The following is a 15,946-nucleotide window of genomic DNA, read 5'->3' on the forward strand; positions in this document are numbered from 1 at the left end:
TCTATCCATCACTTTCTCAAAAGCCAAAGCCTGTCCGCTTGAACATCTTGGCTAAATCTTCACTGCTGAATTTCAAAATGGTCGGCCGGCCATGCGGGCAGGTATAGGGGAAAGCCGTTGTGGAAAGTTCCTCGAGCAGGATTTCCATCTGCCGCATATTGAGTTCCTCGCCAGCCTTGATGGCGGCCCGGCAGGCAGTTGTTGCCAGGCAGGCCTGACGGATTTCCTTGGCGGTGGTTTCGTGCATATTGCTTAAATCCGTCAGGATTTCCCGGATGATATCCTCAGCCTCACTGACGGGCACATCGGCAGGCACTTCCATCAGACGGTAGTCCAAATCCCCTGCCGCCTCCATATGAAAGCCCAGCTGGGCAAACAAATCCTTGTTCTCCTCCACCATGGCCGCTTCCTTCCGGTCGAAGGTCAAAAGCTGATGCACCAATAGCTGCTGGGAGGGAATGCCGTCCGCCATGGCGGAGAGCTTGTCGAACAGGATGCGCTCATGGGCAGCGTGCTGGTCGATGATATAGAGCCCCTTCAAGTCCTGGGCGATGATATAGGTCAAATCCACCTGACCGATGGGAATCATCCGGCCTGACCAGTCAGCATCTGACATGTCAACAGTTGACTGGTCAGATTTTGACACGTCAACTGTTGACATATCAATCTGACAGTCAGTTTGGCTGTCAGCTACCTGTTCCCTGCGCTCCGGCTGATTGTAATGGACTTGCCGTTCCTTCTGCAGTTCCGCCTGGGCTTCGGCAAAGCTGACTGCCGGCTTCACGGCCGGACGGTTGACCGCTTCATAGATGGTCTTCGGCTGGTAATTGCCCTGGGGCCTGCTGCTGGCAGGAGCCGCGGCAGCAGTTACCGGCGCCGGTGCACTGGCGGGCACGAACTGCATGGGCTCCATGCTATACTCCACCTTCGGCTTTTCCACCACGGCCGCCACTTCCGTGAGCCTGCCCGTACTAGGACGGATGGCGTCCAGCACGGATTTATATACGGCCTTGAAGATGCGGCTTTCGTCCTCGAACTTCATCTCGCTCTTCTGGGGATGCACGTTCACATCGATGGTGCGCTGAGGCACCTCGATGTTCAGCACCGTGAAGGGGAAGCCGCTCTTGGGAATCAAGGAGCGGTAAGCGTTATCGATGGCCTTGGCAATGGCCCGGTTCTGGATGATGCGGCCATTGACGATATAGGTCTGCCAGCTGCGGGAGCTCTTGAGCATAGAGGGCTTGGTGATGAAACCGGAAATTTTCAGGTCCTCATCCTCCAATTTCAGGGTCAGCAGGGAGTCAGCTACCTGCCCGCCGTAAATGGCCTGCACCGTATCGAAGAGATTGCCATTACCCGGTGTCACCACCGAAGTCTTGTTGTTGTTGATGAACTGGAAGGCAATATCGGGACGGGACAGGGCCAGCTTGACGATGAAATCGTTGATTTTGCCGCCCTCGGTATGATTTGTCTTGAGGAATTTCTTGCGGGCAGGCGTGTTGAAGAACAAGTCCTCCACCTTGATGCTGGTGCCGATATTACAGCCCGTTTCGATAATATCCGGCGCCTTGCCGCCGCTGATTTCCACCTTTGTGCCCAAATCACTGCCCGGCTCCCGCGTCAGCATGGTAAAGCGGGACACAGAGGCAATGGTGGGCAAAGCTTCGCCACGGAAGCCCATGGTGGAGATGTTGTTGAGGTCCGAAACCTCCTGAATCTTGCTGGTAGCGTGGCGCAGGATGGCCACGGAAGCATCTTCCTTGCTCATGCCCTTGCCGTTATCCGTCACCCGCATAAAGGAAGTGCCTCCCGCCATGATTTCCACTTCGATGCGGGTGGCTCCCGCATCCATGGCGTTTTCAATCAATTCTTTGATAACCGATGCCGGACGTTCCACCACTTCGCCTGCGGCGATTTTGTTGATGGTATTGTCGTCAAGCACATGAATCCTGGTCATGCTTGTCCTGCCTCCCTTTTCGCCTGCTCCTGCAGTTTATAGAGTTCGTTCATGGCCTCCAATGGCGTCATGGTCATTACATCAAGCGACATCAGCTTATCGCTCAGGCTGTTCGCAAAGAGCGAGCCCATCATGTCCATAGGTGCAGGGCTACTCTGCGCTGCAGCCGCCTTGGTATTTTCCGCTGCCGGCACTGCCGTTGCAGCTTCCGATTCCAATTCGGCAAGAATATCCTCCGCCCGCTTGGTCACGGTCTTGGGCAGGCCAGCCAGGCGCGCCACATGGATACCGTAGGATTTATCCGCCGCCCCGGGCACGATGCGCCGCAGGAAGGCCACCTGCGTGCCCCGCTCCTTTACGGCCACGCAGTAGTTCTTGACGATATCATCTTCCAGATCCGTGAGTTCATGATAGTGCGTCGCAAACAGCGTCTTGGCATGAACCTTCTGCTCGATATGTTCAATCACGGCCCGGGCAATACTCATGCCGTCGAAGGTACTCGTACCGCGGCCGATTTCGTCGAGAATCACGAGGCTGTTCTTGGTGGCATATTTTAATATCTGAGCCACCTCGTTCATCTCCACCATAAAGGTACTCTGCCCGCTGACCAAATCGTCGCTGGCGCCGATACGGGTAAAGATGCGGTCAACCGGCGAAATGGCGGCTTCCCTTGCGGGGATGAAGCTGCCAATCTGTGCCATCAGTGTCAGCAAAGCCGTCTGCCGCATATAGGTGGATTTACCTGCCATGTTAGGGCCGGTAATCAGCATGATTTCGCAGTTACTATGATTGAGCTTCGTATCATTGGGCACGAATAAATCCCGCGTCAGGATGCGTTCCACCAGCGGATGACGGCCGTCCTTGATGTCAATCTCGCCGTTATTCACCATGCGGGGCCGCACGTAGTTATAAGATACGGCGGCTTCGGCCAGGCTCGTGAGCACATCCACGATGGCAATCTCATGAGCCGTGCCCTGAATTTCCGTCAGGCGGCTCTTGATGACTTCCCGCACCTCGGTAAAGAGATTGTACTCAATGCTGACAATCTTTTCCTGCGCACCGAGAATCTTGGTCTCAAACTCCTTGAGCTCCTCGGTGATATAGCGCTCGGCGTTGGCCAAAGTCTGCTTGCGGATGTATCTATCCGGCACCAGATCCGCACCGCTATGGCGCACTTCGATATAGTAGCCAAAGACCTTGTTGTAGCCGATTTTCAAGGAGCGGATGCCTGTCTCTTCTTTCTCTCGCTCCTCGATTTCCTGCAGCATGGATTTGCTGTCATGGGCAATGCGGCGGTATTCGTCCAAGTCCGCATTGTAACCGTCCTTGATGATACCGCCATCCCGCAGGGAAATCCCCGGTTCATCCACGATGGAACGCTGCAGGAGATCCACCAAATCGTCAAAGACATGGATATTTTGCTGACAGTTGACCAGCACATTGGCCTGCACATCAGCCATCTTATTTTTTATGGAAGGCAGGCTCATCAGGGAAATCTTCAGGGCAATCAAATCCCGGGCATTGGCCGTGCCCACCTCAATGCGCGTCAACAGGCGCTCGAAGTCATGGATATCCTTGCAGGCTTCCCGCAGGCCGCCCCGCAGGGCAAAGTCCTTCGTAAGCTCTTCCACGGCATCCAGCCGCTGATTGATGGGCAGGATGTTCAAAAGCGGATATTCCAGCCATTTTTTCAGCAGGCGGCTGCCCATGGCGGTATTGGTGAAGTCCAGCACATCGAGCAGGGTATCCTTCTTGCCCCCATCCCGCAGATTCCGGGTGATTTCCAGATTGCGCAGGGTATAGGTATCGATGACGAGATTTTCCGAAGCATCCAAGAAGCTCAGCTGATTGAGATGCGTCAGATCCGTCATGACGGTAGCATGCAGATAATCCAGCAGAGTGGCCACCGCTTCCTTGGCACCTTCATCGCTGGGGCGCACATCGGCCGCAAAATGCTCAATGATCCTATCTTCTACCGCCGGAGAAACCTCGGGAATATTGGTATAGGAAGTGTTGGGCAGGCGCAAATCCGTGAATTCCTGCAGCTGCTCCCGGAAGGAAGGCGTCCCCACTACCAAAAGTTCCGGCATGGCCAGACGGTAGAGCTCGTCATAGAGCATCTGTTCCCGGCTGCCGCCGCCATAGATGCCATAGAAGCATTCGCCCGTAGAGATATCGGCACCAGCTAAGATAATCTGCTCGCCTTTCTCATGAATCAGGGCGATATAGTTATTGGCCGAATCCTTCAGGGCGGACTCGGAGAGCACCGTACCCGGCGTGATGATCTTGATGACTTCCCGTTTGGTCAGGCCCTTGGCCTTAGGATCGCCAATCTGTTCGGCAATAGCCACCTTGTAGCCACGGCTGACCAACTTATTGATATAGCCCTCAGCGGCATGATAAGGCACGCCGCACATCGGCGCTTTATCCGTACTGCCATTGCGGCTGGTCAGCGTCAGGCTCAGTTCCTTGGAAACGATACGGGCATCATCAAAGAACATCTCATAAAAATCGCCTAAACGGAAAAAGAGAATGGCCTCAGGATGCTGTTCCTTGGTGGCCAGATATTGCTGCATCATGGGCGTAAGTTCCATGTAAGCGTTACCTCCAATTAAAAGTCAGAAAGGCTCCCTCGCACAGTGAGGGAGCTCTCCATTACAAATGATTATACACGAATACCCTTCAACACCCAGGTCTGCGGATGGGTAATCTTTACGTTGATGAAATCACCGGGCTGCTCATCCTGATGATCAAAGAGCACAATCTTGTTCGTGCGGGTATGGCCCGTCCAAACCGTCTCGTCGTTCTTGCTGGGACCTTCCACCATGACTTCCATCACGGAATCCAGCAGGGACTGATTGATTTCCAGACTGATTTGGTTCTGCACGGCCATCAGAGCGTTGAGGCGCTCCTTCTTCACGGCGTCATCCACCTGGTTCTCCATCGTGGCCGCCGGCGTGCCGGAACGCTTGGAATAGATGAAGGTATACGCCGAATCATAGCGGATTTCCTTCAGGAAGTCCAGCATCTGGGCAAAGTCATCTTCCGTCTCTCCCGGAAAGCCCACAATTAGGTCCGTGGTCAGGGAAGCCTGCGGAATCCGCGCCCGGATCTTCTGCACCAGTTCCTTATAGCTTTCCACCGTATAGACGCGGTTCATGGCCTTCAGCAGATGGTTGCTGCCATACTGCACCGGCAGATGGATATGCTCGCAGAGGTGCTCGCCTTCAGCAATGGCATCGATGACCTCATCGCTCAAGTCTTTCGGATGAGAGGTCATGAAACGCACCCTCTTGATGCCTTCTACCTTATCCACCATCTTCAGGAGTTCCGCAAAGGTGGCCAGCTTGTGATCCTTGCCGTAGGAGTTGACGTTCTGGCCCAGCAGGGTAACTTCCTTATAGCCCTGCGCGACAGCCTGCTCCACTTCCTTTACCACATCCTCGGGACGGCGGCTGCGCTCCCGGCCGCGCACATAAGGCACGATACAATAAGTACAGAAATTGTTGCAGCCATACATGATGGGAATCCATGCCGAGAGTTTGCCCTGACGGGCAATAGGGCCGCCATCGGGCAATTCCGTCTCCGTTAGGTCAGTATCTACGATGTGACCGCGTTCCTGCTCAATTTCCTGCACGACTTTCGTCAGCTCATGCACCTTGCTGGTTCCCAGCACAAAGTCGATATGGGGTGCCCGCTTGATAAGGCTGTCGCTTTCCTTCTGGGCCATGCAACCCGTAATGCCGAAAATCAGCTGTGGATGCTTGCGCTTGAGACCCTTGATCTCACCAATCTTGCCATAGACCTTGTCTTCTGCCGTTTCCCGCACTGCACAGGTGTTGATGATGAGCAGATCCGCCTCATCCATAGCCGCATCATCAGATAGGCGCTCATAACCAATGGCAGCCAGCTGTCCCGCCATGCGCTCAGCATCGGAAACATTCATCTGGCAGCCATAAACCAGGAATTTGACATAGTGATGTGCTTTGCCATCTATTATCTTCATACTTGCTTATTCAGTCCTTTTGTAAAATATAACTCAATAAAATATTGTAACAAAAGAACCCTCTTTTGTCCATGAAAAAAGAGCATACCATCTTCTTTTACGATAGCATTTGCCAGTGCATTTTTTTCATCAGCCAGGCAATGATCTTATCCGATGCCGGTGTAAGCAGCATCCAGCTGAGCACGATAAGATTCACACTGGCTGCTCCCACTGCGATATCCGTAAACCAGTGGGCCCCGGACATGACTCTGGGCAAAGAGAACAGCACGACAACCATGAGCCCGGCCATGAACGTGCGCCAGCCAAAATAGCGCAGCATGTAGAAACAGAAAATAAGCAGGCACATGCCATGGTCTCCGGGAAAGCTGGAACTTGACCAATCCTTGGCTGGCCAGCCGGTAAGCTCCGACACCCGCAGCACAGGTGTCCCCAAATCCGTGAAGAACATGGTAGGACTGGGCCGCTCCACATTCCAGGCCAGATCGAACTGCTTGCCGATAACCGCCGTCAGCAGGATAACCACTCCCATGCATAGCATCCACCGCCGCCCGGCCTTGTCCATCTTCCGGTAATGCCAGCCAAAGATAGCCAGCATGCTCAGGAAACTGATGGTGTCAAAAACGCGCAGATTGGTAAACGCTACCACATAACGGAAAGCCAGATTCTCCCCCAACCATCCATTGAAAAAGAAAAATACGTTCTGGTCGATAACCGGCCAAAAGCCCTGCATGTCCCCCCCATACCGGCAGACGCTCCAACTGAAAAACAGCCCCATCCCCAACAGATTAAGCATGATGATCAGTGGTATTCGTTTCGTAGGAAACAACTCCTTTAAAGTTTTTTTGTTTTATCAGTATAACATAAATCAGCGGCAACGGAAAATCTACCGTTGCCGCTAAATCTTATCATAACCGACCGTTCAATCAGTCGCGCTGGCAAAGTTCCAGCAGTACGCCATGAGAAGCTTTCGGATGAACGAAAGCAATCTTAGCGCCGCCAGCACCTTTGCGAGGCTTTTCGTCAATCAGGCGCACACCTTTTTCCTTGAGGTCAGCCAGAGCTGCTTCGAGGTTATCCACACGCAGGGCAATGTGCTGGATGCCGCCGCGGCCGCCATTCTTTTCGATGAACTTGGCAATCGGGGAATCATCAGCCGTAGCTGCAAGCAGTTCAATCTCACTGCCATTCGGGGTCGGGAAGAAGCCCGTGGTCACTTTCTGCTCCTCAACGGTTTCCTCACCATTGTTGGGCAGGCCCAGCATATCGCCCCAGAAGGAACCCACTTCCTTGAGGTCACCAACAGCAATACCGATATGGTCTACACCTAATACCTTAAACATGATTCATACCTCCTAAAATAATCGATTACATTATTTTTTCAACATCTCGTCCATCAAATCCCCTACTACCGTATAGGGATCGGTATCATGAGCGCGAATCTTTTCCACAAAGGCATCCAAACGGCCGCTATCCACAATCTGTCTCTTGACGTGATTGTTGATGCCGCTGTTCAGGATGTCGAGCATTTCATCACGGGTGCGCTTCGTGCGGCGCTTGGTGAGTTCACCATTGCCTTCGATATACGCCCTGTGCTTTTCTACAGTACCAATCAGCTCTTCAATGCCCTCATTCTGACTGGCAATCACCTTGGTAATGGGCGGCCGCCAGTCGGTCATGAAGCTGTCCAAATCCAGCATCATATTGATTTCCCGCACCAATTTGTCCGCCCCGTCAAGGTCAGATTTATTGATGCAGTACAGATCACCAATCTCTAAGATACCAGCCTTGATGGCCTGGATATCATCCCCCATGCCGGGAATCAATACAACCATCGTGGTGTCGGCGGCTTTGACGATATCCACCTCCGACTGGCCTACACCAACGGTCTCGACGATGATGATGTCCTTTCCGAAAGCATCCATGGCCTTTACGGCATCAGCAGTCTTATGGGATAACCCTCCCAGACTGCCACGGGTGCCCATACTACGGATAAAGACTCCCTCGTCAAGTGTCAGGTCATTCATACGGATACGATCCCCTAAGATGGCACCGCCGGTAAAGGGGCTGGTTGGATCCACCGCCACAATGCCCACGGTCTTGCCCTGGGCTCGATAAGCCCGGGTGATCTTATCCGTCAGGGTACTCTTGCCTGCTCCTGGTGGCCCGGTAATCCCCAGCACATACGCATGTCCGGTATGTGAATAGATTTCCTTCATAATTTCCGTGGCTTCAGGATATTCGTTTTCAATGGCGGTAATGGCCCTTGAAAGCGCCAGACGATTGCCCTTGAGTAATTCTTTTGCTATATCCAACTTGTCACCACCTCTCGGTAGTAATGCAAGAAAATAGTGTCAGGGAGGAAAGCTCATCTCAGCCAGCTTCCCCCTCCTAACACTTACTTGTCCCGCTTAATTAGAGCTTTACATTTTCCTTGATGAAGTTGACCACATCGCTGGTCGGGGTGCCCGGCGTGAATACTTCGGCTACGCCAGCTTCCTTGAGGGCCGGGATATCGCCATCAGGAATAACGCCGCCGCCGATGATGAGTGTATCGGTCATGCCATTGCCACGGATGAGGTCAACGACTTTCGGGAAGAGGTGACCATGTGCACCAGACAGGATGCTCATCGCAACAACATTGACATCTTCCTGCAGGGCAGCTTCGGCAATCTGTTCCGGAGTCTGGCGCAGGCCCGTGTAGATAACTTCAAAGCCGGCATCACGCAGGGCACGGGCAACAACTTTTGCACCGCGGTCATGGCCATCAAGGCCCGGTTTGGCAACAAGAACTCTGATTTTCTTTTCCATTTTGTATTCCTCCAAGCTAAACGCTATATTACGATTTGCTTTTAATTACAGGCTGACATGAGCTTCGTATTCGCCGAAGACTTCACGCATGACGTTGCAGATTTCACCGAGCGTTGCGTAGGTCTTGACAGCGGCGAGAATGTGCGGCATAAGGTTTTCGTTTTCGTCCTGGCAAGCCGTCTTGAGGTCAGCCAGAGCAGCTTTAACAGCCTCGTTGTCGCGTTTTTCCTTCATGGCGTTGACTTTAGCCTTCTGGCGTTCGCCAACAGCTTCATCAACCTTCAGCAGATCTTTTGGAGGTTCTTCATTTTCCATCTGGAATTTGTTGACACCAACGATGGTGCGGGCACCGGATTCAACATCCATCTGCCATTTATAAGCGGAATCCTGGATTTCTTTCTGGATGTAGCCCTTTTCGATAGCAGCAACAGCACCGCCCATATCGTCAATCTTCTTGATGTAATCCCAAGCTTCAGCCTCGATCTTATCCGTCATAGCTTCTACATAGTAGGAACCAGCCAGCGGGTCGATGACATCAGCCAGACCGCTTTCATAAGCCACGATCTGCTGCGTGCGCAGAGCAATCGTAACGGATTCCTGCGTCGGCAGAGCCAGAGCTTCATCGCGGGAGTTGGTGTGCAGGGACTGCGTACCACCCATAACAGCAGCGGCCGTCTGCAGAGCAACACGGACAATGTTGTTGTTCGGCTGCTGAGCCGTCAGCATGGAGCCGGCAGTCTGAGTGTGGAAACGCAGCATCATGGATTTATCTTTTTCAGCATGGAAGCGTTCCTTCATGACTTTCGCCCAAATACGGCGGGAAGCACGGAACTTGGCAACTTCTTCGAGCACGTTGTTGTGTGCGTTCCAGAAGAAGGACAGGCGGCCAGCGAAATCGTCGATTTTCAGGCCAGCTTTGATAGCAGCTTCGCAATAAGCGATACCATCAGCGATGGTGAAAGCGATTTCCTGCGCTGCCGTGGAACCTGCTTCACGGATATGGTAACCGGAGATGGAAATCGTGTTCCATTTCGGTACGTTCTGGGAGCAGTATTCAAAGATATTCGTGATCAGACGCATGGACGGGCGCGGAGGGAAGATATACGTGCCGCGGGCTGCGTATTCTTTCAGGATATCGTTCTGAATCGTACCACGGAGCTGGTCAGCAGGAACCCCCTGCTTCTCAGCCACAGCGATATACATGGCCAAAAGGACCGAAGCCGGTGCATTGATGGTCATGGACGTGGAAACCTTGCCCAGATCGATCTGGTCAAAGAGCGTTTCCATATCAGCCAGGGAGTCGATGGCTACGCCAACCTTACCGACTTCACCTTCGGAAATCGGGTCAGTGGAATCATAACCGATCTGCGTCGGCAGGTCGAAGGCGCAGGACAGGCCCGTAGCACCGTTCTCGATCAGCATGCGATAGCGCTTGTTGGATTCTTCTGCCGTGGAAAAACCGGCATACATACGCATGGTCCAAAAACGACCACGATACATCGTCGGCTGTACACCACGGGTGAAAGGATAAACGCCCGGGAAGCTGATCTCGTCCGCATAGTCATCACCTTTGATATCCAGCGGCGTATAAAGACGCTGCTCCGGCAGATGGGGACGTTCCGGGAAACGTGCTACTGCTTTTTCGACTTTAGCCTGGTATTTGGCCAGCTCAGCCTGAATTTTTTCCGTGCTCATTAGGATATACCTCCTGCTTCATTCAGTTAAATCTATCTATATATTTTGTATTAGTCTTTCATCATGCTGCCATTGGCCACGAATCTCTCATGGAAAGACAGAGCCTCTTCGAGGATATGCGGCGTATTGGCATGATGGGTTGCTTCGGTTGCTCTCTCGAAGTAATCCAGCAGAATCGGACGATAGTCCGGATGGGCGCAGTTATTGATGATTTCCAAAGCGCGCTCACGCGGAGCCTTGCCACGGAGATCGGCAATACCCTGTTCCGTGATGATGATGTCCACATCGTGTTCCGTGTGGTCGATATGGGAGCACATCGGCACAACTGCGGAAATCTTGCCGCCCTTGGCAATGGACGGCGTATAGAAGATGGTAAGATATGCGTTGCGGGCAAAGTCGCCGCTGCCGCCGATACCGTTCATCATCTTGGTACCCGTGATATGCGTGGAGTTGACATTACCGTAGATATCCACTTCGATAGCCGTGTTCATGGCGATAACGCCGAGACGGTGAACGACTTCCGGGCTGTTGGAGATTTCTTCCGGACGCAGCAACAGATACTTCTTGTATTTGGCCACATCCTTATAGAAACGTGCCATGCCTTCCGGCGATGGGCTGAAAGCCGTACCAGAGGCAATCAGCAGCTTGCCGGCATCGATGAGGTCGAGCATGCCGTCCTGGATTACTTCGGTGTAGACCGTCAGATCCTTGAGGTCGGAATCTACGAACCCTGCCATAACAGCGTTGGCTACGTTGCCGACACCAGACTGCAGCGGCAGCAGGTTCTTCGGCATGCGGCCGGCTTCCACTTCCTTCTTGAGGAAGTCCAGCGTGAACTGGCTCATCTTGCGGGAATCCTCATCAATCGCCTTCAGCGGACGCGTATGGTCAGGAATATCGCAGGGAACGATGTATTTGATCTTATCCGGCGTGCAGGGGATATAAGGCGTACCTACACGATCCGTAGCCTTGACGATGGGAATGGGCAGGCGGTTTGGCGGATCCATCGGGATATACACATCATGCATGCCCTCAAGTTCCAGCGGCTGGGAAGTATTGACTTCCACGATGACCGTATCGGCGCTCTGCACATAGGAAGCAGCATTGCCTAGGGATGTCGTCGGGATAATATTGCCTTCTTCCGTAATGGCACAGGCCTCTACCACTGCCACATCCACTTTGCCAAGATAGCCGCAACGGCTGAGCTGGGCTGACTCGGAAAGATGCAGATCCAGATAATCTACAGAACCGTCGTTGATTTCATTGCGCAGATCCTTATCCGTCTGGTAGGGTAAACGCTTCTTGATACCATGAACTTTGGCCAATGCCTCATCCAGCTCTGGGCCTGTGGAAGCTCCCGTCCAGAGGTTAATGGTGAACGGCTCTTTCTTCATCCGTTCAGCTAATGCCAGTGGAATGGCTTTCGGATATGCCGAGGCTGTAAAACCACTGGTTGCAACATTCATGCCTTCTTTGAAAAAAGCTGCTGCTTCTTCCGCCGTGACAATCTTGCTCTGCAACTCTTTGTTGCGCACGCGGTCGAGAATATCAATCATGAAAAATCCTCCCTCATCAGTGCCGACCCATCTTCGGTTCCGGCAACAGATTTTAATAACACGGGCTCGACATAATAGATAAATCATAACTATGATTACCTTTTTTTCATCAATGATAACACAAGGTTATCGTTATCATGAATTATAATCATAGATTATCGTACTACTATGTATTGATTATGCCCCACGACCTATGTTAGCACGAAAAGAAAACGCCGTCAAGATAACTTGACGGCGTTTTTGCCACATTTATGAAAATTTCTTATTGCTTTCTCGTGATGTGATAGGAAAGGCTGCTGAGTCCTACCGACAGATCTTCGTTGACAATATGCATGGAACTTGGCACTTCCATCTTGATGGGGGCAAAATTCCAGATACCCTTGACACCGGCAGCCACCAGCTTATCCGCCACTCCTTGGGCAAAGGCTGCAGGCACGGCAATGATGCCGATATGGATATGGCGCTCCTGCACGATCTGTTCCAAATTCGCCACATCCTCCACCTTGATATGGTTCACCGTGGTACCGATAACCTCCGGGTCTTCATCAAAGAGAGCCACCAAATTGAAGCCTAATGTAACAAAATTATGGAAGTTCGCCAGTGCCGCCCCCAGATGACCGATACCTACAATGGCGATATTCCAATGGTTATCCAGCCCTAAAATATCGCCCACATTACGCTTGAGTTCGTTGACATAATAGCCCACACCCTTTTTGCCGAACTGGCCGAAGGATGCCAGATCTTTGCGGATCTGTTCCGGGGTGATTCCCAAGCGGCGTCCCAGCTCATCCGAGGAAATGATATCCTTGCCCTCATCCTGCGCCAGCCGCAGTGTACGGAAATACAGGGGCAGCCGGTCAATGGTCGCCTTTGATATGTTCACCTGACTTTTCATGAACCTCTGCCTCCTTTTCGTCTTTGATATCGTCCTGCTGTTTCTCTTCGCTGCTGTTCTTTGCTTCTTCATCAGCAGCTGCTGCCGCTTCTCCCTCCGCAGCTTTTTCAACAGTTTCGCCCGCTTCCGCAGGTTCTGCAGCAGATTCTGCAGCGGATTTGCTCTCTGCCGCCTGCTGTGCTTCATCCATATCAGCCTTCATCTTCTCAGCTAATGTCGGCTCTGCAGCGATTTCCTCACCAGCAGGCTCCTCTTCCGCCGCAGCCACAGGAATCTCTTCCATCTCATCATCCTGTGGTGGATTAAAGGCAGCCAAAGCAGCAATGAAAGCCATCAGCATCCATAGGAACATAGAGGACGGGATATTGAACAGCAGATCATCGGTAATACCATTAAGGGCCACCGAAATCAACGCGAGTCCCAGACCTAAGGAAGCGCCGCTGAAAAGACGCCAATCCTCCCAATGGATGAAATCCTGCCAAAAGGGAATCTGTGGAGCCTCTTCCGGCCGCTGTACGCTGTCGCTGATTTTCTTGAGTTCTGCATCCACGGCCCCATCCTCATTGTAATCAAAGGGCGTGGGAGCAGATACCGCCGGCTCTGCCGGCAGGAATCTTTGCTGCAAAGCCAGCCACAGGGAACCGAAGAACAGCCACATAAAGGAAAGCATTCCAGGAATACCGATTTCTGCCGCATAATTCAAATACATATTATGCGCATGCACAATGAGGATATCGGCACCCTGCAGATAAAAATCATACTCAGGATAAACCTTCCAATAAGCGCCCCAGCCAATGCCCAGGAACGGATGGTCCTGAATCATGGCTATGGTGCTTTCCCAGAAGGCCAGCCTCATTTCCGAGGATGTATCGACCTTAGTGAAGACCGAGGACAGGCGCTCATAGAGCACTGGATCGGCCAGCAGCAATCCCGCCGCCACCACAGCACAGACCAGCAATACCCGCCAGTCCTTGAGCATGCCATAAGCCACGAAAATCACGGCAATCACCAGACAAGCTCCCCGGGCATAGGTCATGGCCAGGCAGGCAGCGGCAGCGGCCAGCAATCCGCCCAGAACCATGCGTTTCTGCTTCGTGCCCGCCTTGATGAACAGGCCAAAGGCCAGACAAATGATGATATCGAGGTAGCCTGCCAGGATATTAGGATTCTCCCAAGTTGAGAACACACGCTTCCTAAGTTCCGGGAAAGCATCGCCATCCACCCATTTCATGGCACTGATATCGATACCGAACAGGAACTGATAGAAGCCATAAAGCAGGACAAGCACTGCCGCAGCGCCCACGACCACCAGCAGTTCCTTGACCTGCTGGCGGCTGCGCAGATTCTGGCCCACGACCAGATAGGTCAATACATAGACCCCCACCAGATTATACCAGTTGTAGAAACTGAAAGCCCTGTCCGGCGATACCAGGATGGACAGCGCACTTAGCAGGACAAACAAGCCCAAGGGCACATCAAAGGGCAGATGCCGGAAGGTGAATTCCTTATCCGCACGGAACCGCAGGATGGTCAGTATCGTGGCCAGGACCAGCGCCGCCGTTGCAGCCGGCGGCACGAGCGCCAGCAGGAAGGCTTCGGCCAGCACAAACTGCCAGGACCATTTGATATACCTTGCCCTCCATTTCTCTTTGTTCGCCGCCCGCCGTCTGGCATTGACGGCCCTCATTTCGGAGGATTCTTCCGCACTCATGCTTCTCCTCCCTTCTTATCCAGCAGCATCTGCCTGAGGCCGCCGACCAGATAGAGGGAACCTGCCATCACCAGCAATTTTTCACCATTGGCCAGTTCCAATGCCCGATTCAGAGCTTCGTCATTATCAGCCATCGTCTCCACATGCTGTACGTATCGGGCCACCTGCCCCGTCAGGATCTGTGGATCGCTGGCCCTATCCGAATGCGGTACGGTGACAATCACCGTATCATTCGGGCGCAGCAAGGTGCCAAGCATATGTTCGATATCCTTGTCCTTGAGGATGCCCAGCAGATAAACCCGTTCATCCACCGGATAGTAAAGGTCGAGGCTTTCCCGCAGTGCCTGCATGCCCGCAGGGTTATGGGCACCATCGATGATGATTTTCTGGCTGCCCATGTCCACCCGTTCGAACCGGGCCGGCCAGCTCACGAGACTCAGAGCATCATCGATGGTCTTATTGGTGATGCGGCTGTCCAGGTTATGAATGAGTTGGGCCGTCATCACCGCCACAGCGGCATTCTCGATCTGATGCTTGCCCATCAGATGCAGGGTAAAAGGTACCTTCACCGCCCCCAACAACCCCGAGGAAAACTCCAACCGTTGGAAATTGCTTTCACAGCTGATGAATTCCGCACTGAAATCCTCGCCGGCCACAAAGATATCGGCGTTTTTCTCCTCTGCCGTCTGCCGGATGATTTCCAGTGCTTCTCCCTGAGCCGCCGTCACCACGGGCACATCATCCTTGATGATGCCCGCCTTATGATGGGCTACCCCTTCCAGCGTACCGCCACAGCGGTCCGCATGTTCCAAGGTCACATTGGTGATGACAGAGACTTCCGGCACGATGACATTGGTGGAATCGAGGAGTCCCCCGAGTCCCACTTCAATCACCGCATACTCTACATGTTTGATGGCAAAGTAAACGAAAGCCAGCGCCGTGAGCACTTCAAACTGCGTCGGACATTCCTCGCCTTCGGCCACCATCTGATCCACATAGACCTTGATGGTACTCAGGCAGTCGGCAAATTCCTGTTCACTGATGGGCTGGCCGTCCACCCGTATCCGCTCCGTATAGGAAACGAGATGGGGCGAACTATAGAAGCCCGTGCGGATGCCCGAATGGCGCAGGATGCCCGCCAGCATGGCGGACACGGAGCCTTTGCCATTGGTTCCCGTCACATGGATCGTGCGATAGCGTTCCTGCGGTAATTCCAATCTTGCGAGTAATTTTTGAATGCGTTCCAAGCCAAGTCTAATGCCAAATATATTGAGGCTTTCCAGATAATCCAGAGACTCCTCATAGTTCATATAGGACA

General features: G+C 52.9%; 11 protein-coding genes and 1 pseudogene. All 12 read right to left on the bottom strand.

What is annotated here, in order from left to right; translation table 11 throughout:
* Positions 1-16: 16 nt before the first annotated feature.
* On the bottom strand, positions 17-1,957 hold the full coding sequence (mutL, locus tag BUB68_RS03415; RefSeq protein WP_073088401.1) for a DNA mismatch repair endonuclease MutL: 1,941 nt from the start codon (positions 1,955-1,957) through the stop codon (positions 17-19).
* Complete coding sequence (gene mutS, locus BUB68_RS03420; protein ID WP_073088402.1) at positions 1,954-4,551, bottom strand: DNA mismatch repair protein MutS; 2,598 nt, start codon at positions 4,549-4,551, stop codon at positions 1,954-1,956. The genes mutL and mutS overlap by 4 nt, the downstream gene beginning before the upstream one ends.
* A gap of 71 nt (positions 4,552-4,622) precedes the next feature.
* Entirely contained in the window at positions 4,623-5,963 is a 1,341-nt protein-coding gene (miaB, locus tag BUB68_RS03425) for a tRNA (N6-isopentenyl adenosine(37)-C2)-methylthiotransferase MiaB (protein ID WP_073088403.1), read from the bottom strand.
* 97 nt (positions 5,964-6,060) lie between these two features.
* Positions 6,061-6,693 carry a phosphatase PAP2 family protein gene (locus BUB68_RS03430; RefSeq protein ID WP_256625713.1) on the bottom strand — a complete coding sequence of 211 codons (633 nt, stop codon included), beginning with the start codon at positions 6,691-6,693 and terminating at the stop codon, positions 6,061-6,063.
* A 193-nt stretch (positions 6,694-6,886) separates the two neighbouring features.
* Positions 6,887-7,303 (bottom strand): methylmalonyl-CoA epimerase, encoded by a 417-nt coding sequence (mce, locus tag BUB68_RS03435; protein WP_014424707.1) that lies wholly within the window; start codon positions 7,301-7,303, stop codon positions 6,887-6,889.
* A 30-nt stretch (positions 7,304-7,333) separates the two neighbouring features.
* Entirely contained in the window at positions 7,334-8,275 is a 942-nt protein-coding gene (gene meaB / locus BUB68_RS03440; protein ID WP_073088405.1) for a methylmalonyl Co-A mutase-associated GTPase MeaB, read from the bottom strand.
* Positions 8,276-8,375: 100 nt separating this feature from the next.
* Positions 8,376-8,771, bottom strand: coding sequence for a cobalamin B12-binding domain-containing protein (locus tag BUB68_RS03445; protein WP_014424709.1), 396 nt, complete (start codon positions 8,769-8,771; stop codon positions 8,376-8,378).
* A gap of 45 nt (positions 8,772-8,816) precedes the next feature.
* A complete protein-coding gene (locus BUB68_RS03450; RefSeq protein WP_073088406.1) occupies positions 8,817-10,466 on the bottom strand; it encodes an acyl-CoA mutase large subunit family protein in 1,650 nt (549 codons plus the stop codon).
* A 50-nt stretch (positions 10,467-10,516) separates the two neighbouring features.
* Complete coding sequence (locus BUB68_RS03455; RefSeq protein ID WP_014424711.1) at positions 10,517-12,022, bottom strand: acetyl-CoA hydrolase/transferase family protein; 1,506 nt, start codon at positions 12,020-12,022, stop codon at positions 10,517-10,519.
* Between the two features lie 262 nt (positions 12,023-12,284).
* A complete protein-coding gene (locus tag BUB68_RS03460; RefSeq protein WP_073088407.1) occupies positions 12,285-12,917 on the bottom strand; it encodes a redox-sensing transcriptional repressor Rex in 633 nt (210 codons plus the stop codon).
* A gap of 307 nt (positions 12,918-13,224) precedes the next feature.
* Positions 13,225-14,604 (bottom strand): annotated as a pseudogene (locus BUB68_RS03465) (O-antigen ligase family protein); the annotation flags it as partial.
* A gap of 20 nt (positions 14,605-14,624) precedes the next feature.
* Positions 14,625-15,938: a bifunctional folylpolyglutamate synthase/dihydrofolate synthase gene (locus BUB68_RS03470; RefSeq protein WP_073088409.1), complete on the bottom strand. Its 1,314-nt coding sequence runs from the start codon at positions 15,936-15,938 to the stop codon at positions 14,625-14,627.
* Positions 15,939-15,946: the final 8 nt, after the last annotated feature.

Origin of the sequence: Pseudoselenomonas ruminantium (assembly GCF_900142515.1) — a bacterium.
GTDB classification, from domain to species: Bacteria; Bacillota; Negativicutes; order Selenomonadales; family Selenomonadaceae; genus Selenomonas_A; species Selenomonas_A ruminantium_D.